Origin of the sequence: Variovorax sp. JS1663, assembly GCF_002157355.1 — a bacterium.
Classification (GTDB): Bacteria; Pseudomonadota; Gammaproteobacteria; order Burkholderiales; family Burkholderiaceae_C; genus Variovorax.
The window spans coordinates 155,581-174,199 of sequence record NZ_LYMK01000001.1 but is presented as its reverse complement, the minus strand read 5'-3'; the positions used below and the strand labels follow the sequence as shown (position 1 = coordinate 174,199).

At 68.6% G+C, this 18,619-nt stretch carries 20 protein-coding genes, 1 tRNA gene and 1 pseudogene; 10 read left to right on the top strand and 12 right to left on the bottom strand.

Annotation, left to right across the window (positions count from 1 at the left end):
- The first annotated feature begins 89 nt into the window (after window positions 1-89).
- The 3 genes from A8M77_RS00965 to A8M77_RS37400 all read left to right on the top strand — a co-directional run bounded on the left by A8M77_RS00965 (window position 90) and on the right by A8M77_RS37400 (window position 1,415).
- The gene (locus tag A8M77_RS00965) at window positions 90-824 is read left to right on the top strand and encodes an SDR family NAD(P)-dependent oxidoreductase (RefSeq protein WP_086919691.1); all 735 of its coding nucleotides are present in this window, start codon (window positions 90-92) and stop codon (window positions 822-824) included.
- A 14-nt stretch (window positions 825-838) separates the two neighbouring features.
- Entirely contained in the window at window positions 839-1,045 is a 207-nt protein-coding gene (locus A8M77_RS00960) for a tautomerase family protein (RefSeq protein WP_086919690.1), read from the top strand.
- Window positions 1,046-1,124: 79 nt separating this feature from the next.
- Window positions 1,125-1,415 (top strand): hypothetical protein, encoded by a 291-nt coding sequence (locus tag A8M77_RS37400; protein WP_086919689.1) that lies wholly within the window; start codon window positions 1,125-1,127, stop codon window positions 1,413-1,415.
- Window positions 1,416-1,912: 497 nt separating this feature from the next.
- Here A8M77_RS37400 and istB read toward each other — a convergent pair whose 3' ends face one another.
- The 6 genes and pseudogenes from istB to A8M77_RS00925 all read right to left on the bottom strand — a co-directional run bounded on the left by istB (window position 1,913) and on the right by A8M77_RS00925 (window position 5,497).
- The gene (istB, locus tag A8M77_RS00950) at window positions 1,913-2,695 is read right to left on the bottom strand and encodes an IS21-like element helper ATPase IstB (RefSeq protein ID WP_086919688.1); all 783 of its coding nucleotides are present in this window, start codon (window positions 2,693-2,695) and stop codon (window positions 1,913-1,915) included.
- Window positions 2,695-3,312, bottom strand: a pseudogene (gene istA / locus A8M77_RS00945) (IS21 family transposase); the annotation flags it as partial. The pseudogene istA and the gene istB, both read right to left, overlap by 1 nt.
- Window positions 3,313-3,591: 279 nt before the next feature.
- The gene (locus A8M77_RS00940) at window positions 3,592-4,005 is read right to left on the bottom strand and encodes a hypothetical protein (protein ID WP_086919687.1); all 414 of its coding nucleotides are present in this window, start codon (window positions 4,003-4,005) and stop codon (window positions 3,592-3,594) included.
- Window positions 4,002-4,691 carry a helix-turn-helix domain-containing protein gene (locus tag A8M77_RS00935; protein WP_086919686.1) on the bottom strand — a complete coding sequence of 230 codons (690 nt, stop codon included), beginning with the start codon at window positions 4,689-4,691 and terminating at the stop codon, window positions 4,002-4,004. The genes A8M77_RS00940 and A8M77_RS00935 overlap by 4 nt, the downstream gene beginning before the upstream one ends.
- A 215-nt stretch (window positions 4,692-4,906) precedes the next feature.
- Window positions 4,907-4,981 (bottom strand) — tRNA-Arg (locus A8M77_RS00930).
- Window positions 4,982-5,023: 42 nt separating this feature from the next.
- Entirely contained in the window at window positions 5,024-5,497 is a 474-nt protein-coding gene (locus A8M77_RS00925) for a hypothetical protein (RefSeq protein ID WP_086919685.1), read from the bottom strand.
- Window positions 5,498-5,526: 29 nt separating this feature from the next.
- Between A8M77_RS00925 and A8M77_RS00920 the strand changes: the two genes are divergently transcribed.
- The 4 genes from A8M77_RS00920 (at window position 5,527) to A8M77_RS00905 (ending at window position 12,234) form a co-directional block, all read left to right on the top strand.
- Window positions 5,527-6,777 carry an efflux RND transporter periplasmic adaptor subunit gene (locus tag A8M77_RS00920; protein ID WP_086919684.1) on the top strand — a complete coding sequence of 417 codons (1,251 nt, stop codon included), beginning with the start codon at window positions 5,527-5,529 and terminating at the stop codon, window positions 6,775-6,777.
- A 13-nt stretch (window positions 6,778-6,790) separates the two neighbouring features.
- Entirely contained in the window at window positions 6,791-9,961 is a 3,171-nt protein-coding gene (locus A8M77_RS00915; protein WP_086919683.1) for an efflux RND transporter permease subunit, read from the top strand.
- Window positions 9,945-11,378: an efflux transporter outer membrane subunit gene (locus A8M77_RS00910; RefSeq protein WP_443269837.1), complete on the top strand. Its 1,434-nt coding sequence runs from the start codon at window positions 9,945-9,947 to the stop codon at window positions 11,376-11,378. The genes A8M77_RS00915 and A8M77_RS00910 overlap by 17 nt, the downstream gene beginning before the upstream one ends.
- Window positions 11,379-11,622: 244 nt before the next feature.
- Window positions 11,623-12,234: a c-type cytochrome gene (locus A8M77_RS00905; RefSeq protein ID WP_086919681.1), complete on the top strand. Its 612-nt coding sequence runs from the start codon at window positions 11,623-11,625 to the stop codon at window positions 12,232-12,234.
- 64 nt (window positions 12,235-12,298) lie between these two features.
- Here A8M77_RS00905 and A8M77_RS00900 read toward each other — a convergent pair whose 3' ends face one another.
- The 4 genes from A8M77_RS00900 to A8M77_RS00885 all read right to left on the bottom strand — a co-directional run bounded on the left by A8M77_RS00900 (window position 12,299) and on the right by A8M77_RS00885 (window position 15,143).
- The gene (locus A8M77_RS00900; protein ID WP_086919913.1) at window positions 12,299-12,841 is read right to left on the bottom strand and encodes a DUF2946 family protein; all 543 of its coding nucleotides are present in this window, start codon (window positions 12,839-12,841) and stop codon (window positions 12,299-12,301) included.
- A gap of 50 nt (window positions 12,842-12,891) precedes the next feature.
- A complete protein-coding gene (locus A8M77_RS00895) occupies window positions 12,892-13,866 on the bottom strand; it encodes a YheT family hydrolase (protein ID WP_086919680.1) in 975 nt (324 codons plus the stop codon).
- A complete protein-coding gene (locus tag A8M77_RS00890) occupies window positions 13,866-14,318 on the bottom strand; it encodes a YybH family protein (protein WP_086919679.1) in 453 nt (150 codons plus the stop codon). Before A8M77_RS00890 ends, A8M77_RS00895 begins: the two co-directional genes overlap by 1 nt.
- Window positions 14,319-14,381: 63 nt before the next feature.
- Entirely contained in the window at window positions 14,382-15,143 is a 762-nt protein-coding gene (locus A8M77_RS00885; protein ID WP_086919678.1) for a hypothetical protein, read from the bottom strand.
- Window positions 15,144-15,201: 58 nt separating this feature from the next.
- Between A8M77_RS00885 and A8M77_RS00880 the strand changes: the two genes are divergently transcribed.
- From A8M77_RS00880 to A8M77_RS00870, 3 genes are read left to right on the top strand one after another with little or no spacing between them, the layout of a single operon-like run.
- Window positions 15,202-15,813, top strand: a complete 612-nt coding sequence (locus A8M77_RS00880; RefSeq protein ID WP_443269833.1) for a LemA family protein — start codon at window positions 15,202-15,204, stop codon at window positions 15,811-15,813.
- Window positions 15,814-15,832: 19 nt separating this feature from the next.
- Complete coding sequence (locus A8M77_RS00875; RefSeq protein WP_086919677.1) at window positions 15,833-16,777, top strand: TPM domain-containing protein; 945 nt, start codon at window positions 15,833-15,835, stop codon at window positions 16,775-16,777.
- Between the two features lie 2 nt (window positions 16,778-16,779).
- On the top strand, window positions 16,780-17,304 hold the full coding sequence (locus A8M77_RS00870) for a TPM domain-containing protein (protein WP_086919676.1): 525 nt from the start codon (window positions 16,780-16,782) through the stop codon (window positions 17,302-17,304).
- A gap of 24 nt (window positions 17,305-17,328) precedes the next feature.
- Here the strand turns inward: A8M77_RS00870 and A8M77_RS00865 are convergent, their stop codons facing one another.
- Together A8M77_RS00865 and pdeM are read right to left on the bottom strand one after the other, a co-directional pair.
- Window positions 17,329-17,826 (bottom strand): Crp/Fnr family transcriptional regulator, encoded by a 498-nt coding sequence (locus tag A8M77_RS00865; protein WP_158100857.1) that lies wholly within the window; start codon window positions 17,824-17,826, stop codon window positions 17,329-17,331.
- 100 nt (window positions 17,827-17,926) lie between these two features.
- On the bottom strand, window positions 17,927-18,595 hold the full coding sequence (gene pdeM, locus A8M77_RS00860; RefSeq protein ID WP_086919674.1) for a ligase-associated DNA damage response endonuclease PdeM: 669 nt from the start codon (window positions 18,593-18,595) through the stop codon (window positions 17,927-17,929).
- Between the last annotated feature and the right edge of the window lie 24 nt (window positions 18,596-18,619).

Sequence of the window (18,619 nt, the reverse complement as noted above, 5' to 3'; positions counted from 1 at the left end):
CATGACATCAATACAGTTCATCTCAACCGGTGAGCGCTTTGAACCCCGACGCCGGCTTCCCCTGAACCCGAAACCTGTTGAGGACCACCATGAGCAAATCAGACAACACCATCGTCATCACCGGCGCCACCAGCGGCATCGGCCTCGGCCTGGCCGAGGCCTTCATCCAGGAGGGCTGGAACGTCGTCGGCACCGGCCGCTCCACCGCGCGCCTGCAGGCCACGGCCGAGCGGCTGAACGCCGGAGGGCGCTTCCTCGGCGTTACCGGCGACGTGGGCCGGCCCGAGGTCGCCCGCGACGTCTTCGCACAGGCCACCGCCCGCTACGGCCAGGTCGATGTGCTGGTGAACAACGCCGGCATCTTCACCGCCAAGCCCTTCGTCCAGTTCACGCCCGAAGAGATCGAGGAGAACATCTCCACCAACCTGAAGGGCGTGCTGTATGCCTCGCAGGAAGCGGCCAGGCACATGAGCGAGCGCAAGCGCGGCAAGATCATCAACATCACCGCGGCCCTGGGCATCCAGCCGCTCAGTGGTGTGCCAGCGCTGCTGGCCGTGGCCCTGAAGGGCGGCATCAACCAGGCCACCCGCGCGCTGGCGCTCGAGCTGGCGCCGCACGGCGTGACGGTCAATGCGGTGGCGCCCGGCATCATCGACACGCCGATGCACAGCCCCGAGCACCATGCGACGTTGGCCGGGCTGCATCCGCTGGGGCGCATCGGGACGGCCAGCGACATCAACGCGGCTGTGCTGTACCTCGCCCGCGCCGATTTCGTGACGGGCACCGTGCTGCCGGTGGACGGCGGCTTCAGCGCCGGCCGATAAGCCAGGAGCCCATCATGCCTTTCGTCAGCATCCGCATCACCCGCGAAGGAACGACCGCCGCGCAGAAGGCGCAGGTCATCCGCGAAGTGACCGACACCCTCGAACGCGTGCTGCACAAGCCGCCTGAATGGACGCACATCGCGATCGAGGAGGTCGACACCGACAACTGGGGCTTCGGCGGCCGCACCACCACCGAGCTGCGCAAGGAGGCGGCGCAGTAGCAGCCAGCAGGCGCGAAGCCCGGCATGCAGGGCGGCAGGTAGACGGCACGGCCGGCACCCACACCCACGAGGAGCCGTCATGAAGAACCCGCCGAAGATGTTCCTGATCACCGGCGCCGGCAGCGGCCTCGGCCGCGCCTTCGCGGAAGCGGCGCTGCAGGCCGGGCACCGCATGGTCGGCACCGTGCGGCGCGAGGACGACCGCATCGCCTGCGACGCCTTGCATCCGGCGCGGCTCCCTCGGAGATATTTGAAGCCTCGCAAGGTGCAGCACCGGCCGGCGCTGGCCGATTGCGATTTACCCGAGTTCCTTGCGAAGCTGGCCAGCATGAAGGCGACCCGCACACGCTGCACGCGCTTCGCCTATTGAGGCTCACGGCCGTTCGACTCGGCGAGGTGCGAGGCGCGCGAAGCTGTTTCCAGACTCCGATGCGTGGCGGAGCAACGGCCCCCCCTCTGTCCATGCGAGGCCCTGCTGGCAGCTGGAGGGGACCCCCGCATCCATCGCTAGGACACTCGAATTTTCCTCAGGCTGATTCGCTTGATATCTGGGACACTGCGGGCCGGCGCTCGGATGTGGCGCGGCAAGAATTCCAACGTAGGAGGGAATCTAGTGAACGCAGATGGCATTGCAGCTGCGCGCTTGCTCGGCGAGCAGTACGTTGCTCGCCGAGGAGGCGGCACCGTGGGCGCGCAACTGGGCGATGGTGGCTCAGCCGTCGTATTCAAATGTGTCAACGCCGATTTAAATCTGACCCACTTCCAGCGTGATCGCCGAAGTAAATCTGACCCACCCGGGTCACGTTCGATGCGCTGCTCGGACGCGTAGGGCGTAGCCCGAAGCGGCCGAGCAGCGCGCGGCGCCGGTCAGCTCACCGACGTGGCCCTCCTTGCCGCCTGGCCGGCCTTGCGCTTGTCTTTCAATCGGAAGCTCTCGCCCGTGATCTGCACGATGTGAGCGTGGTGCAGCAGGCGGTCCAGCATCGCGGCCGTCAGCGTCTGGTCGTCCGCGAAGGCGCTCGCCCACTGCGTGAACGGCAGGTTGCTCGTGAGCACCATCGAGCCTCGCTCATAGCGCTTGGCCACCACGTTGAAGAACAGATTGGCTTCGTCGCGGCCGAATGGCAGGTAGCCGATCTCGTCGATCACCAGCAGCTTCGGACCGAGCACCGCCCGGTTGAAGTACTCCTTCAACCGACTCTGGGCCTTCGCAGCCGCCAGTTGCAGCATGAGATCGGCCGCGGTGATGAAGCGGGCCTTGTGGCCCGCCATCACCGCGCGGTGGCATAGCGCCAGGGCGATGTGGGTCTTGCCTACCCCGCTCGGGCCGAGCAGCACCACGTTCTCGGCACGCTCGACGAACGCCAGATGGCCAAGCTCCACGATCTGGGCCTTGGGCGCGCCGCCTGCCTGTGCCCAATCGAACTGCTCCAGCGTCTTGACGGAGGGCATCGTCGCCAGGCGAAGCATGGTGACGCGCTTGCGCTCCTCACGCGCCACGAGTTCGCTGGTCAGGACCTTCTCGAGGAAGTCGGCGAAGCTGGTTCCGTCGCGCGCTGCTTCCTGCGCCAGGGCCGGCCAGTCAGCACCCAGCCGAGCGAACTTGAGTCGTTCGCACAGCTCGGCAATGCGCTCGTGCTGCAAGCTCATCACGCCACCTCCAGCAGGGCGTCGTACACCGACAGCGGATGCTGCAGGCTCTCTACTGGCAGGGCAACACGCTGGCAGGTGGGCTGCGGCGCCTTCAGCGCCGGCGCGCTCAGCATGACCGCTCGCTCTTCGGCCAGGCGCTGGGCCGGAACTGCCTTGGTGGTGGCGTGCACGCGTGCGTTGGCGACCTCGTCGAGCCAACGACGCACGTGCAAGTTGGCCAGGTTGGCATCCAGGCGCAGGCCGCTTGCTTCCAACGTGGCAACTAGCGGCACCAGGAAGCTGCCCTTCAGGTACGAATTGAATCGCTCGACCTTGCCCTTGGTCTTCGCCCGGTAGGGGCGACACAGCCGGGGCGTGAAGCCGCAAGCTTCTGCCAGGTCCCTCAACTCGCTGTTCCAGCGGTGCAGGCCTTCGCCGTAGGCATCGCGCTCGATCACCACGGCCTTGGTGTTGTCGAACAGGACATGCTCGGGCACCCCGCCGAAGTAGTCGAAGGCTTCGCGAAGGCCGGCGCACAGGGTGCTGACGTTCTCGCCGGAACACTCAACGAACTTCACGAAGCTTGCGCGGCTGTAGCCCATGGTGGCCACCAGCGCCAGCAGCGGGTTGCCTCGCTTGGCTTTCGAGGGTCTGAGCGCTTCTTGTTCTCCGAACAAGCCGGACTGCTTCGTACTCTTGCCGGCCTGTCCTTCCAGCAACTGCTGGACCTGCGCAAGCATTTCGATGGCCTTCGACAGGTCATCGGAGCTGGTTGAAACGCGCTGATTCCCCGGCTCAGGTGAGCGGCAGCATTCGTGTTCTGGCGTGGCGCGGGCCGACGTTGGCGCAGGCAACCGCAATGGCCGGCTGAGAGTCAACCCGACAAACCGCGGGAAGAGATCCTGATGCGGCTACTACAGCTTGATCGCGTGAAACTTGGAACTCCCCACGTGAGACCATGGCACTCTGAACGCACCAGCCGACACGAGCCGTGATTGCTCAAGAATTTGAGGCCACCAACGCACGAGACGTTCGCATTGCAACCAATAGCTTTGCTTCGCCCATTGGGGATCAAGCACGAACACCGTATGGCCGGATCGACGCAACGCCTCTCGTTCGGCATCATGAGCCTTCTTGAAGCGATCAATCGAGAGAATGCACCATGGTCCCGTCTCGTTGAGGCGCTCAATCCAAACCACGTCAGGTGTATTGCGTGGAAAAAGGTCACTCAAGTGCCTAACCTCAGAAACATCCGCGACCACGCCCGACATGCCATCAATCCCGCGCGCCATGTGCGGAGAAAGATTGTTGTCGAAGAAGAACTTCAAGTTCCGAACGACTTCTCGAAACGCACCGCTGCATCAACCATGCGTGGCGAGATGTCAAAGATGCGGGCTACCGCCTTACTGTCGCACCGCTCGGCCAGATAAGACGCGTAGAGGGTGTCGGTCGGAATGTTCGCATCGCTGACGATAGGCGAACCGAACTGCCGAGCAGGATCAAGGACGATGGCCTTTTGGTCGTTGCCTAGTGGAAACCAGCGGCGCGCGCTGCTGCCGTCGTATTCGATGCCGGCATAAAGCGACGGCCTGATGATCTCCGAGAAGACAAACTGTCGCTTGAGCGGGTCGAGCATCTTTTCCTCGCCGCTCTTGGCGATCGCTTCGATGAAGATGCGCTTCCCATCGGTGCGAAAGCGCTTGGCAGTCAGCGGGTAGTCGATGCCGAACTGCTCCCGCGCCGCATCAACGGTGGCACGGATCACCGGAATGGTCACGCCGTGCCGCACGAATGCATTCACCAACCGCAGCTCCAGCAGATCATGAAAGCCGATCACCGGGTCCGGTAGGTCGGCATCGGCGAGTTGGGTTCTCCACAGTGGGGGCGAAAACCGGCGTTCACCATGCTCTTGGCGCTCATAGCCAAGCATCCAACGGCGCACGGCACGGCGATCCGCCCCGGTAAGGCGGGCGGCTTGTCCTAGGGTGTACAGGCCTGTGCCGAGCATGCTCATTCGCGCCATTTTGCACGATGGGGGGGTCGACCCATCGTCCATAGTCATCCGTGCGCGAATGCGCTCGCGCTTTGAAAACTTGTGCCCCCGCATATGCCCCCACATGCCCCCCGGATGAGGACGGCCACTGTCGAACCATTGCGGACAGGGCTCTGATGATTTTCAGAAGAGGAACAAAAAAGCCGGACACCTTTGGATGTGTCCGGCTTGGTATCTGGTCCCGCCGCCAGGAATCGAACCTGGATCTCAGCCTTCGGAGGGCCGAATTCTATCCATTGAAATACAGCGAGATGGGGCTCCGGCCAAGCGCCGAAGCCCGCCATTATCTCCGATCACGCGGCGCTCTTGCAGTCCACCCCGGCCGGCTCGGCGCTGCACTCGAAGCCCAGGCCCGCGAGATAGACGCGGAAGACGTGGCGGCCGGCCGCCACCAGGTCGAACAGGCCGGGCTCCAGCAGCCAGTCCTGGATCAATCCGGAGAAGGCGGCATGCAGGCCGAAGGCCGCCGTCTTGACCGGCATCGGCAGCTCGATGCCGGCCTTGCGGGCAGCATGCTCCAGGGCGTTGGCAAAATCGTCCAGGAACTCGTTGCGCGCGGCGCGGTGGCGCTGCAGAACGGCGTCCATCTCCTGCGTGTATTCGACCTTGAGCGTGGCGATCTCGAACACGCGGCGCACCTGCGGGTCGGTGACCATCAGGTCCAGCGCCAGCATCATCACCCGCTCGATCGCCGCCAGCGGATCGGCCCCATCGCTGCCGGCCTCGCGCTTGGCGGCCTCCAGCGGCAAGGTGACCCGCTCCATCATCGCGTTGAAGAGGTCGGCCTCGTCATTCGTTGTTGTTCTCGTCGCGCCGCCCTGCCCTGGCCGCCGTCGCAGCCGCCGCGGTGCTGGTGCTCGCCGGCTGCGGCAAGAGTGAGGCCCCGGCCGGCGGCGCGCATGGCGCAGGGGCCGGCGGGGGCGCGCCGCCGCCGCCCGAAGTCGGCGTGGTGGTTGCGACGCCGGGCGATGTCGGCCTGGTGACCGAGTTGCCCGGGCGACTGGAAGCGTCCCGCGTGGCCGAGGTGCGGGCCCGCGCTGCCGGCATCCTGCAGAAGCGGGTGTTCCGCGAGGGCAGCGACGTGAAGGCGGGCCAGCTGCTGTTCAACATCGATCCCGCGCCCTATGTCGCCGCCGCTCAGAGCGCCCAGGCGAGCCTGGCGCGCGCCGAGGCGAACGCGGTGCAGGCCAAGGCCCTGGCCGAGCGTTACAAGCCGCTGGTGGAAGCCAATGCGGTGAGCAAGCAGGAATACCTGAATGCCGTGGCCGCCGCCAAGACCGCCGAGGCCGACATCGCGGTGAGCCGCGCCTCGGTGCAGACGGCGAAGATCAACCTCGGCTATGCCAGCGTGACCTCCCCCATCTCCGGCCGCATCGGCCGCGCGCTGGTGACCGAGGGCGCGCTGGTGGGCCAGGGCGACGCGACGCCGCTGGCGGTGGTGCAGCAGATCGACCCGATCTACGTGAACTTCACCCAGTCGGCCAACGACGTGCTCAAGCTGCGCCGCGCCATGGAAGCCGGCCAGTTCAAGCGTGCCAGCGGCACGGACGCAGCCAGCGTGCGCGTGGTGCTGGAAGGCGGCAACGAATACGCGCTGCCGGGCAAGCTGCTGTTCTCGGATCTCACGGTCGACTCGACCACGGGCCAGGTCACGCTGCGCGCCGAGGTGCCCAACCCGAAGGGGGAGCTGCTGCCCGGCCTGTACGTGCGGGTGCGGGTGGAGCAGGCGCAGGCCACCAACGCAATCACCGTGCCGCAGCAGGCGGTCACGCGCACGCAGCAGGGCGACACGCTGACCGTGGTCGACGCGGAGGGCAAGATGCACAAGCGCGAGGTGAAGATCAGCGCGGCCCAGAACAACCAGTGGATCGTGCTTGACGGCCTGAAGGCCGGCGAGCAGGTCATGGTCGATGGCTTCCAGAAGCTGATGATGATGCCGCCGGGCTCCGCGGTGAAGGCGGTGCCGTGGAAGCCGCCAACGCCGGCCGCCGCCGCGACCGCCCCGGCACCCGCGGCCGCCGCCTCGGCTCCGGCCACGAAGCCCTGAGGAGCGCGCCCGCATGGCAAAGTTCTTCATCGACCGGCCCATCTTCGCGTGGGTGATCGCGCTGTTCATCATCGTGCTCGGTGCCGTGTCCATCACGCAGTTGCCGATCGCGCAGTACCCGCCGGTGGCACCGCCGGCGATCGTCATCAACACCGCCTACCCCGGGGCCTCCGCGCAGACGCTGGAGGACAGCGTGCTCTCGGTCATCGAGCGCGAGATGAACGGATCGCCCGGCCTCATCTACATGGAATCGGTGGCGCAGGCGGACGGCACCGGCACCATCACGATCACCTTCGAGACCGGCACCAACCCCGACCTGGCACAGGTGGACGTGCAGAACCGCCTCTCGCGCGCCACGCCGCGGCTGCCGGCGGCCGTGACCCAGCAGGGCGTGCGCGTGGACAAGTCGCGCAACAACTTCCTGCTGTTCACGATGCTGTCGTCCACCAACCCGGCGATCGACACCACGGCGCTGGGCGACTACGCCTCGCGCAACGTGGTGCCCGAGCTGCAGCGCGTGGCCGGCATCGGCCAGGCCCAGCTGTTCGGCACCGAGCGCGCCATGCGCATCTGGATCGAGCCGGCCAAGCTGCAGGGCTACAACCTGTCGGCGGCCGACGTCAATGCGGCGATCCGCGCGCAGAACGCGCAGGTGTCCTCCGGCACCATCGGCGATCTGCCGAACGTGCCGGGCCAGGCCATCGCGGCGACGGTGGTGGTCAACGGGCAGCTCACGAGCACCGCGCAGTTCGGCGACATCGTGCTGCGCGCCAACACCGACGGCTCCGCGGTGCGCCTCAAGGACGTGGCGCGCATCGAGCTGGGCGGCCAGGGCTATGCCACCTCGGCGCGGCTGAACGGCCAGCAGGCGGTGGGCATCGGCGTGCAGCTCGCGCCGAGCGGCAATGCCCTGCAATCGGCCAAGGCGATCCGCGCCAAGATGACCGAGCTGGAGCGCTTCTTTCCGCAGGGGGTGTCGTGGACCATCCCCTACGACAGCTCGCGCTTCGTGAGCATCTCCATCACCGAGGTGGTGAAGACGCTGTTCGAGGCGGTGGCGCTGGTGTTCCTGGTGATGTTCCTGTTCCTGCAGAACTGGCGCTACACCCTGATCCCGACCGTCGTGGTGCCGATCGCGCTCCTGGGCACCTTCGGCATGCTGCTGGCGCTGGGCTTCTCGATCAACGTGCTCACCATGTTCGGCATGGTGCTGGTGATCGGCATCGTGGTGGACGATGCCATCGTGGTGGTGGAGAACGTCGAGCGGATCATGAGCGAGGAGGGCCTCTCTCCGCTGGAAGCCACGCGCAAGGCGATGCGCCAGATCTCCGGCGCCATCGTCGGCGTGACGGTGGTGTTGATTTCGGTGTTCGTGCCGCTGGCCTTCTTCGCCGGCTCCACCGGCAACATCTATCGCCAGTTCTCGGCGGTGATGGTGGTCTCGATCGCCTTCTCGGCCTTCATGGCGCTGTCGCTCACGCCGGCGCTGTGCGCCACCCTGCTCAAGCCCGTGGAAGCCGGGCATCACCACGAAAAGCGCGGCTTCTTCGGCTGGTTCAACCGCGCCTTCTCGCGCACCGCCAAGGGCTACGAGGGCCTCGTGGCGCGCATCCTCAAGCGGGCGGCGCGCTATCTGGTGATCTACGCGGCGATCATCGGCGCGGTGGTGCTGGTGTACCGGCAGTTGCCGACCTCCTTCCTGCCGCAGGAAGACCAGGGCTACATCATCGTCAACGTGCAGCTGCCGCCGGGCGCGACGCAGGAGCGCATGCTGTCGGTGATGCAGGACGTCGAGAAGTACATCCTCAAGCAGCCCGAGGTGGAAAGCATGGTCGGCGTGCTGGGCTTCAGCTTCTCGGGCCAGGGCCAGAACGCGGGCCTCGCCTTCGTCACGCTGAAGCCGTGGGAGGAGCGGCATGATCCGAGCCACTCGGCCGAGGCGGTGGCCGGTCGGGCCTTCGGGGCGCTGTCGAGCATCCGCGACGCCTTCATCTACCCGCTGTCGCCGCCGCCGATTCCCGAGCTGGGCAACGCCAGCGGCTTCAGCTTCCGGCTGCAGGACCGCGGCGGCGCGGGCCACGAGGCGCTCGTCAATGCGCGCAATCAGCTGCTGGGCATGGCCGGCAAGAACCCGATCCTCACGCAGGTGCGGCCGGACGGCCTGGAGGACGCGCCGCAGCTGCAGATCGACATCGACCGCGACAAGGCGAACGCGCTGGGCGTGGGCTTCGACGCCATCAACAGCACGCTGTCCACCGCGCTGGGCTCCACCTACGTGAACGACTTCCCGAACCAGGGACGCCTGCAGCGGGTGGTGGTGCAGGCCGACGCGCCGGCGCGCATGCAGCCGGAGGACCTGTTGCGGCTCAACGCGCCCAATACGAAGGGCGAGCCGGTGCCGCTGTCGTCCTTCGCGAGCACGCGCTGGGTCACCGGCGCGCAGCAGACGGTGCGCTACAACGGCTACCCGGCGATCCGCATCTCGGGCTCGGCCGCGGCCGGCTACAGCTCGGGCGCGGCGATGGCCGAGATGGAGAAGCTCGCCGCGCAGCTGCCCCAGGGCTTCGGCTATGAATGGACCGGCCAGTCGCGCGAGGAAAAGCTCGCCGGCGCACAGGCCGTCATCCTCTATGCCTTCTCGATCCTGGCGGTGTTCCTCTGCCTGGCCGCGCTGTACGAGAGCTGGACCATCCCGCTGGCCGTGATCCTGGTGGTGCCGCTGGGCGTGCTGGGCGTGCTGCTCGCGACGATGCTGCGCGCCTATGCGAACGACGTGTACTTCCAGGTCGGGCTGATCACCATCATCGGCCTGTCGGCGAAGAACGCGATCCTGATCATCGAGTTCGCCAAGGACCTGCAGGCGCAGGGGCGGGGCGTGGTCGAGTCGGCGCTGGCCGCCGCGCACCTGCGGTTCCGGCCCATCATCATGACCTCGCTGGCCTTCGGCCTGGGCGTGGTGCCGCTGGTCATCGCCAGCGGTGCCGGCTCGGCCAGCCAGCGCGCGATCGGCACCGGCGTGATCGGCGGCATGGTCACGGGCACGCTGCTCGCGGTGATCTTCGTGCCGGTGTTCTTCGTCGTGGTGCGCAGCCTGTTCAAGGGCAGCGAACGCCAGCACGAGGTCGACCGGCGCCATGCCGAGGCTGCCGGCATCGAGGAAGCCCCCCATGCACCGAACCATTGACATGAAAGCACTGATCCGTACCGCACTCGCCGGGGCTGCGGCCCTGGCGCTGGCCGGCTGTTCCCTGATCCCGACCTACGAGCGCCCGGCGGCGCCGGTGCCGGCCACTTATCCGGGCGCGCAGCCCGCGGCCGGCACCAGCTCGCCGGCCTCCACGCTGGCCTGGCAGGACTACTTCACCGATCCGCGCCTGGCGAAGCTGATCGAGACCGCCCTGGCCAACAACCGCGACCTGCGCGTGGCGGTGGGCAACATCGAGCAGGCGCGCGCACAGTTCCAGATCCAGCGCGCGGCCCAGTTCCCTGCGCTCGACCTCACGGCCAGCGGCTCGCGCTCGAGCCCGAACCCGCTGGCAGCCGCCGGCCTGGGCGGCAGCGTGGCATCGAGCTATTCGGTCGGCCTCGGCATCACGGCCTGGGAGCTCGACTTCTTCGGCCGCGTCGCCAGCCTGAAGGAGCAGGCGCTGGCGCAGTTCCTCGCCACCGAGGAATCGCGCAAGGCCACGCAGATCAGCCTGGTCTCGGCCGTGGCCAGCGGCTGGCTCACGCTGATCGCCGACGACGAGTTGCTCGCGATCACGCGGCAGACGCTGACCACCCGCGAGGAATCGCAGAAGCTCACCCGCATGCGCTTCGACAACGGCGTGTCCTCGGAGCTCGACCTGCGGCTGGCCGATTCGCTGGCCGAGAGCGCACGCGCCTCCTACGCGGAGCAGCAGCGGCTGCGCATGCAGGACGAGAACGCGCTGGCCCTGCTGCTGGGCGCGCCGGTGCCGCCGGAGGCCACCGAAGGCGGCGCGCGCGGCCTGGACGGCGTCGCGGCGATGCCCGAGCTGCCGGCCGGCATGCCGTCCGACCTGTTGGGGGAACGGCCCGACATCCGGGCCGCCGAGCAGCAGCTGATCGCGGCCAACGCCAACATCGGCGCCGCGCGGGCGGCCTTCTTCCCGCGCATCACGCTGACCTCCTCGATCGGCACCACCAGCAGCGAGTTCTCGAACCTGTTCGACCGCGGCACCAAGGCCTGGACCTTCGCGCCGCAGCTGACGCTGCCGATCTTCGACGCCGGCCGCAACCAGGCCGGGCTGGGCTCGGCCCGCGCCGGGCGCGACATCGCCGTGGCGCAGTACGAGAAGGCGATCCAGACGGGCTTCCGCGAGGTCGCCGACGCGCTTGCGGGCCGCGCCACCCTGGGCGAGCAGCTGCGCGCCCTGCGCGCGCAGTCCGAGGCGGAGTCGGTGCGCTTCAGGCTGTCCGACCTGCGCTACCGCAACGGCATCGCCAGCGCACTGGACCTGCTGGACGCGCAGCGCTCGCTCTACGGGGCGCAGCAGGCCGCGGTACAGATCCACCTCGCGCAGCTGCAGAACCAGGTCGTGCTGTACAAGACGCTGGGCGGTGGCTGGGCCACGAAATGAGCTCTCCCCCAGGCTCCCCCACTTCGTGCGGTCCGCCACCCCCCTCACCGGGGGCGCACCCGGCGGCCCGGCAGGGCCGGTTCCGCGGGCGCCCCCGAACGGGCCGGCTTCGCGGCCTGCGTGTTGCACGCCTTGTGGAACGCGCGGTGGAGCAACTTGGATGCCCCCGGGGTGCCCTCGGGCGCCTCTCTATAATCGCCGGTTGACCCTAAAAGCCCCCGAAGAGCCCCACACTGAGGACCCAATGAGCGACGACGCGCACTACCAGGCCACAGAAGATGCCCACACGGGCCCGATCAAGAACCCCAAACAACTGCTGCTGGCGGTCTTCTTCTCCTTCATTGCGCCGATCCTGATCATCGTCGGGCTCGTCTCGTACGTGACTTCCGCCAACCACCCCTCGGGGGAGGTCAAGGGCGAGGGCATGTCGCTCTACGGCGTGTCGAAGGATGCGCGCGACCGCGACATCGCCGAGCGCCTCAAGAAGATCGGCTCGATCGAGATCCGCGACGCCAACCGGCCGCTGGCCGCCGGCGAGGCCGTGTTCAAGGCGCAGTGCGTGGCCTGCCACGGCGCCCCGGGCATCCCGGGCGCACCGCACCTGAACGACGCCGCGGCCTGGGGCCCGCGCATCGGTCAGGGCTACGCGACGCTGCTGGAGCATGCGCTCAAGGGCAAGGGCGCGATGCCGGCCCAGGGCGGCGGCGACTTCGAGGACGTCGAGATCGGCCGCGCCGTGGTCTACCTGGCCAACGCGGGCGGCGCCAAGTTCCCCGTGCCGGACCGGCCTGCAGCCGCCGCGCCCGAAGGTGCGGCCTCCGCTGCCGCGGCACCGGCCTCCGAGCCCGCCAAGTAACCGATCCTCGGATCTCCCAAAAAAAAGAGCCCGCCATGCGGGCTCTTTTTTGTCGTCTCTTGTTTCAGTGTTCGGCCTTCTGCGGCGGCCTGCCGGATGCCGGGCTCATCACGTGGCCGAAGCGCGCGGGCAGCTCCGCGGCATGCACGTCCTGCGGCACCCAGCGCCCCTGCTCCACCGCCTCGGCCGCCAGGCCCATGTCCTGCGTGTGCACCAGGCCCAGTCCCAGCGGCGTGACGAGGTAGAGCAGCCCTTCCTCATCGACCAGGCAGGCCGAGGGCTCGACCGGCTCGCCGGCATGCGAGCGCACCGAGAAATCCTCGCCCACGCGCCAGACCCAGGGCGCGGCCTCGAGCTCCACGTACACGCGCTGCGGCCCGTTCTGGAAGAACCACTGGCCGCGGTGGTCGTGCTCGTAGTTGCGCTGGATGAAGTCGATCAGCTTCTCGTGCCTGAGCAGCGACCCCTTCGATGCCGGAAAGGGTCCCGCGGCCTGCACGCGGTCATCGCGCAGGTACCAGTTGCCGCGCGCGTCCAGCCCCAGCCAGCCATAGCAATGCGGCACGTTGGGCCACTTGGCGAGCGCCTGCTTGACGATGTCGTCCATGCGGCGATTCTGGCGCCGATCGGCCTGCACCGCCATCGGACAAAGCCGATTCAGAGATGCTGCGCCAGCCAGCCGGCCACGCCTTCCGGCATGCCGCGCACATGCCCCGGCGGCAGCCCCAGCGGAAAGCCCACGTGGCCACCATGGGCAGGCTGCCACAGCGTGACGTGGCGGCCCACGTCCTGCGGGCGCGGCAGGCTGGCGGCCGGCACGAAGGGATCGTTGGTGGCGTTCAGCACGAGCGCGGGAATGCGGATCGCCGCCAGGTGCGGCTTGGCCGAGGCACGCGCCCAATAGTCCTGCGTGTCGCGGAAACCGTGCAGCGGCGCGGTGAACACGTTGTCGAAGGTGTAGAGATCGCGGGCCGCCATCAGTGCCTCGCGATCGAACAGGCCCGGGTGCTGGGCCAGCTTGGCCAGGGCCTTGGGCTTCATCGTCGACAGGAACATGCGCGTGTAGACGAGGCGGTTGAAGCCGCGCCCGATGGCCGCGCCGCCGGCCGCCAAGTCCAGCGGCGCGCAGACGGATGCGGCGGCGCGGACCGTCTTTCCCGCCTCGTCACCCGCTTCCTCGACCCAGCGCATCAAGGCGTTGCCGCCCAGCGAGACGCCCGCAGCCAACATCGGCCCCACGTGGCGCTCACGCAGGCGCGCCAGGATCCAGCCTACCTCCTCGAAATCCCCCGAGTGGTAGGCCCGCGGCGCCAGGTTGATCTCGCCGCTGCAGCCGCGGAAATGCGGCACCGCGAAGGCCCAGCCGCGCGCCAGCGCCTGGGCCGCGAAGGCCTCGGCATAGTGGCTCCTCGAGGAACCCTCCAGCCCATGGAAAAGCACCAGGAGCGGCTTCGGCCCTGGCTGGTTGTCCGCCAGGAAGTCCACGTCGACGAAATCGCCGTCCGGCGTGGTCCAGCGCTCGCGGCGAAAGGGCGGCAAGGGCGTCTCGACGCGGCGCGCCCAGAGCGCGGGCCAGATGGTCTGCAGGTGGCCGCCCGGCAGCCACCGCGGCGCGGCGTAGGAAGGCGTCATCAGTGCAGCGTCTGCGGCATCTCGTCCGCTTCGTCGGGCGCATGCACGGAGCCGGGACTCGCGTGGTGCGCCACCATGCGCCAGCCCTCGGCCGTCTTGTGATAGACGTTGGTCGCCAGCACGAAGGCATGGCGCGGCCCCTCCGCGGTGAGTACTTCGATGCGCTCCAGCACGTTGTGCACGGCGCTGGCGAGCGACTCCACCTTGCGCACGCGCGCCGGCGTCGCATGGATCGCGCCGTTGGCGAACATCTGCTCGAAGGCGCCGCGGATCGCGGCGGTCCCCACCAGGCGCGGCCCGCCCGGGTGCACGCAGAACACCTCGTCCTCGTCGGCCCAGCAGGCCATCAGCGCATCGATGTCGCCGCGCTGCAGGGCCTCGTAGAAGGCGGCCTCCACGTCGTCGGCGGTGCCACCGACGGTGGCGGCGCGGAGTTTGGTCTTGGTGGACATGACGTCGTCGACTGCGGCTGGAGATGCCGATTTTGCCTCGGCCCGGTGACGGGCATCGGGTCTTCAGCCCGGCACCGGCCGCAGCCAGCCGCGCGCCACCGACTCGAGCTCGCCCTGCGCCGCCTGCCAGACCAGCTCGGGCGCGGCCACGTGCACGCCCGGCGGCGCGATGCGCAGCGCCACGTCGACCAGTTCCGCCACCTTGGTCGCGCGCACCGGCTGCTCGCTGCTGGGCACCATGAAGCGGGCGACGGACAGCATCCAGGCCGCCAGCCGCTCGGCCGGATGGGCCAGGCGCAGCGCCGCCGGCTTGCGCGCCGAGCGCACGATGAGCACGCGCTCGAAGCCCTGCGCCACCACCGCCTGTTCGTCGAGGCTGGCCAGGCCGCGCTTGAGCGCATCCGGCAGCCGGCCCTGGTCGTGCGGCTGCACCACCGCCAGCGTGCGCACGCCGCAGGCCCGCAACCAGGCCGCGAGCGCGGGCAGTTGGGCCGGCTCCGGCGTCCACAGCGCGCGCTCGCGGTCGTAGTAGAGGCGCGGCGGCTCGAACAGGACCACGGCGGTATCGGCGGCGACGTGGGGCCATCGATCGATCTCGGGCCCCGGCGCGAGCAGCGTCTCGACGCCCTGCACCGCGTCGCGGATGGGCTCGCGCGCCAGCACCCGCGTATGCGCGAAGCGATGCCGGCCTGCCATCCGGCGCACCAGCTCCTGCCCCAGCGCGCCGGTGGCACCGGCGATCAGCAGCGTGCCTTCGTCGTCCAGGCGCTGGACCGGAGCCGGGCGGCTCGCCGCCTGCAATGCCTGAAAGGGATCGACTGCCATCGGGCTATGCTACCTTCGCCCTTTCGCAAGAACGGCAAGAACGAAGAGAGGCTTCGACATGGTGATCATGAAACGCTGGCTCCTGGTCCTCCTCGCGACGCTCGGGGCGCTCTCGCTCAGCGGCTGCGGCTACAACGACTTCCAGCGCCTCGACGAGGTCAGCAAGTCGGCCTGGAGCGAGGTGCTCAATCAGTACCAGCGCCGAGCCGACCTGGTGCCCAACATCGTCGCCACCGTCAAGGGCGAGGCCAACTTCGAGCAGGAAACGCTGACCAAGGTGATCGAGGCGCGCGCCAAGGCCACCTCGATCCAGGTCACGCCCGAGACGCTCAACAACCCCGAGGCCTTCAACAAGTTCCAGCAGGCGCAGGGCGAGCTGTCCAGTGCGTTGTCGCGCCTGATGGTGGTGGCCGAGCAGTACCCCAACCTCAAGGCCAACCAGGCCTTCCGGGACCTGCGCGTGACACTGGAAGGCACCGAGAACCGCATCACCGTGGCGCGCAACCGCTACATCCAGACGGTGCAGGAGTACAACGTGCTGGCGCGCAGCTTCCCCACCAACATCACCGCCAAGATCTTCAGCTACGAGCCCAAGCCCAACTTCAGCGTCCAGAACGAGGCCCAGATCTCGACGCCACCGACCGTCGATTTCGGCACGCAGAAGAAGTAGGGCAGGCAGGCCCTTGACGATGACGGCCGCCCGCATCCCGCGCGCGCTGGCAGCCCTCTTCCTGATGGCCTGCGCGCTGGTCGGCGCGCAAGCCCAGGACCTGCTGCCGGTGCCGGTGCTCAGCGCGCGGGTGATCGACCAGACCGGTACGCTCGACGCCGGCCAGCGCCAGGCGCTGGAGGCCAAGCTGGCCGCCTTCGAGCAACAGAAGGGCGCGCAGATCGTGATGCTGATGGTGGCGAGCACCGCACCCGAGGACATCGCGAGCTACGCCAACCGCGTCGGCAATGCCTGGCGGATCGGCCGCAGGGAGGTAGGCGACGGCATCCTCGTCGTCGTGGCCAAGAACGACCGCAAGATGCGCATCGAGGTCGCGAAGACACTCGAGGGCGCGGTGCCCGACATCGCGGCGGCGCGCATCATCGACTTCGCGATGAAGCCGCGCTTTCGCGAGAACGACTTCGCCGGCGGGCTGGACGCGGCGGCCGACCAGCTGATCGCGCGCATCAACGGCGAGGCACTGCCGGAGGTCGATGCGAAGAGCGGCGACTTCAGCGGCGGCCAGCGCGAAGACCGCGGCTTCGACTGGGGCGACCTCGCGATCTTCCTGTTCTTCGGCGTGCTGATCGGCGGCCCCATCGCGCGCGCCCTGCTCGGCAAGGTGCTGGGTCCGCTCGCGCTGGGCGGGGTGACGGGCGCGGTCGTGATGGTGCTGACCGCCAGCGTGGTCGTCGCGGTGCTGGCGGGCCTGGGCGCCCTGCTCTTCACGCTGCTGTCGAGCGCCTTCGGCGCCGGCGCGGGCCGGCTGGGCGGGCGCGGGCGCGGCGGCGGCTTCACGCCGGTGCCGGGCAACTGGGGCGGCGGTGGCGGTAGCTGGGGCGGAGGGTCCTCCGACAGTGGCGGCGGCTTCAGCTCCGGCGGGGGCGGTGATTTCGGCGGCGGCGGCGCCTCGGGAGACTGGTAGCCATGGCCACGCATACCTTCTTCTCCAAGCTTGCGCGCCTGTGGCGCCATCGCTGGATCGATGCCGCCGACGTGCGGCGTGCGCTGCCGCCCGATGCCCTGGAGCGGCTGGGCGCCCGAGTGGCGGCCAGTGAGCGCCGGCACAGCGGCGAGATACGCATCTGCATCGAGGCCGGGCTCCCGTGGTCCTACATCCGGCGCGGCGCGCCGGCGCGCGAGCGGGCGATCACGATGTTCGGCAAGCTGCGCGTGTGGGACACCGCGCACAACAACGGCGTGCTGATCTACCTGCTGCTGGCCGAGCACGCGATCGAGATCGTGGCCGACCGCGGCATCGACGCGCACGTGAGCGCCGATGAATGGGTGGCGATGGCCCGGCGCATGGGCGCGGCCTTCCGCGAGGGGCGCTTCGAGGACGGGATCACGCAGGCGCTGGAGGAAGTCTCGGCGCTGCTGGTGGCGCATTTTCCGCTGGCAGAAGGCGAGGCCGATCGCAACGAGTTGCCCGATGCGCCGGTGGTGATGTAGGCCTGTTGACAGGCCCCTGCGCGCTCAGCCGACGCGCCCGACCTGCTCTTCCAGCAGCCGGCGATTGACCGAATGGACCGCATCCAGCTCCAGCTGCAGCGCACGCGACACTTGCGACAGCGTGCGCAGCCTGCGATTGCCCTCGCGCAGCCGGCCGGTGATGATCCGGGACACGCCCAGCATCAGGCGCGCGCCCACCGTCGGGTGCTGCTCGATCAGGCCCATCAACGCCTCGCGCGAGAGCAAGCCGAGCTTGACGTCGGTCAGCGCGGTGCAGCTGGCCGAACGCGGGCCGCCGTCGATCACGCCCATCTCGCCCAGCAGGTTGCCGGGGCCGACCACGGAGATCACCACCTCGCCATCGGGAATGCTGGCGCTGCTCACCGCCCGCAGCTGGCCCTCCAGCACCAGCACCATGTAATCGTTGTCGGCGGCGTCGCCCTCCTCGAACAACAGGGTGTCGGCCAGCAGGTGCAGGGGCTTCATGGCGTCGACCACGACCTCCGCTTCGGCACGGGTCATGCCGGCGACGGACGCCGCCTGCTGCATGAGGTCGACGGCAAGTTCGCGGAGATCGGTGCTGCGAGGAGCCTGCGGGCTTGACGGCATGAAGAGACGATGTTCAGTTCGGAAGCGGCCACACGGCGTCGCCGCCGATGCCGAAGAAGCGCCGGCCGGCGGCGGCTTCCACCGGCCAGCCGCCGGTGAATTCACCGAAGGCCGGCAGAACCAGCCGATGCGCCTCCTGCACGAAGCAGGGCATCCGCAGGCTGTCGCGTCCGCGGCCCTGAAGCCGGCAGACCGGGTGAAGATGACCGGCGAGGACGAAGTGCGTCGCGTGCGCCTGCGGGTGATGGCAGGCAGCGAAGGGGCCGGTGAGATGGGGCTCGTCGACGATCTCGATGCCGAGCTCGGCGGGTGGATCGCCGGCACGGCTGTCGTGGTTGCCCCTCACCACGACACAACGCAGTGCCGCATGGCGATGGCGCCAGGCCGACAGGCTCGCCAGCACATGCGGCGTGCGTCCTGAAGCGTCGTGCAGGAAGTCGCCGAGCACCACGAGCTCGCGCGGTCCGTGTTGCTCGATCAGGGCGTCGAGCCGTTGGAGGTTTTCGAGGGTGGTGCCGTGCGGTACCGGTTGCCCCAGGGCACGGAAGGCTGCCGCCTTGCCCAGGTGAAGATCCGCCACGAAGAGCGCGCCTCCGGCGGCCCACCACAGGGCGCGCTCGGGCAGCAGTTCGATGGATTGGCCGGCGAGTTCGAGCCGGAAGGACGTGGAGGCGAGAGGCACGCGACGAGTTTCTCAAAAACTGCG

What these genes read in the sequence shown, in the direction of transcription:
- A8M77_RS00965 (WP_086919691.1), top strand. Translation starts at nt 90, where the DNA reads ATGAGCAAATCAGACAACACCATCGTCATCACCGGCGCCACCAGCGGC.
- A8M77_RS00960 (WP_086919690.1), top strand. Translation starts at nt 839, where the DNA reads ATGCCTTTCGTCAGCATCCGCATCACCCGCGAAGGAACGACCGCCGCG.
- A8M77_RS37400 (WP_086919689.1), top strand. Translation starts at nt 1,125, where the DNA reads ATGAAGAACCCGCCGAAGATGTTCCTGATCACCGGCGCCGGCAGCGGC.
- istB (WP_086919688.1), bottom strand. Translation starts at nt 2,695, where the DNA reads ATGAGCTTGCAGCACGAGCGCATTGCCGAGCTGTGCGAACGACTCAAG.
- A8M77_RS00935 (WP_086919686.1), bottom strand. Translation starts at nt 4,691, where the DNA reads ATGAGCATGCTCGGCACAGGCCTGTACACCCTAGGACAAGCCGCCCGC.
- A8M77_RS00925 (WP_086919685.1), bottom strand. Translation starts at nt 5,497, where the DNA reads ATGATGGAGCGGGTCACCTTGCCGCTGGAGGCCGCCAAGCGCGAGGCC.
- A8M77_RS00915 (WP_086919683.1), top strand. Translation starts at nt 6,791, where the DNA reads ATGGCAAAGTTCTTCATCGACCGGCCCATCTTCGCGTGGGTGATCGCG.
- A8M77_RS00910 (WP_443269837.1), top strand. Translation starts at nt 9,945, where the DNA reads ATGCACCGAACCATTGACATGAAAGCACTGATCCGTACCGCACTCGCC.
- A8M77_RS00905 (WP_086919681.1), top strand. Translation starts at nt 11,623, where the DNA reads ATGAGCGACGACGCGCACTACCAGGCCACAGAAGATGCCCACACGGGC.
- A8M77_RS00900 (WP_086919913.1), bottom strand. Translation starts at nt 12,841, where the DNA reads ATGGACGACATCGTCAAGCAGGCGCTCGCCAAGTGGCCCAACGTGCCG.
- A8M77_RS00895 (WP_086919680.1), bottom strand. Translation starts at nt 13,866, where the DNA reads ATGACGCCTTCCTACGCCGCGCCGCGGTGGCTGCCGGGCGGCCACCTG.
- A8M77_RS00890 (WP_086919679.1), bottom strand. Translation starts at nt 14,318, where the DNA reads ATGTCCACCAAGACCAAACTCCGCGCCGCCACCGTCGGTGGCACCGCC.
- A8M77_RS00885 (WP_086919678.1), bottom strand. Translation starts at nt 15,143, where the DNA reads ATGGCAGTCGATCCCTTTCAGGCATTGCAGGCGGCGAGCCGCCCGGCT.
- A8M77_RS00880 (WP_443269833.1), top strand. Translation starts at nt 15,202, where the DNA reads ATGGTGATCATGAAACGCTGGCTCCTGGTCCTCCTCGCGACGCTCGGG.
- A8M77_RS00875 (WP_086919677.1), top strand. Translation starts at nt 15,833, where the DNA reads ATGACGGCCGCCCGCATCCCGCGCGCGCTGGCAGCCCTCTTCCTGATG.
- A8M77_RS00870 (WP_086919676.1), top strand. Translation starts at nt 16,780, where the DNA reads ATGGCCACGCATACCTTCTTCTCCAAGCTTGCGCGCCTGTGGCGCCAT.
- A8M77_RS00865 (WP_158100857.1), bottom strand. Translation starts at nt 17,826, where the DNA reads ATGACCCGTGCCGAAGCGGAGGTCGTGGTCGACGCCATGAAGCCCCTG.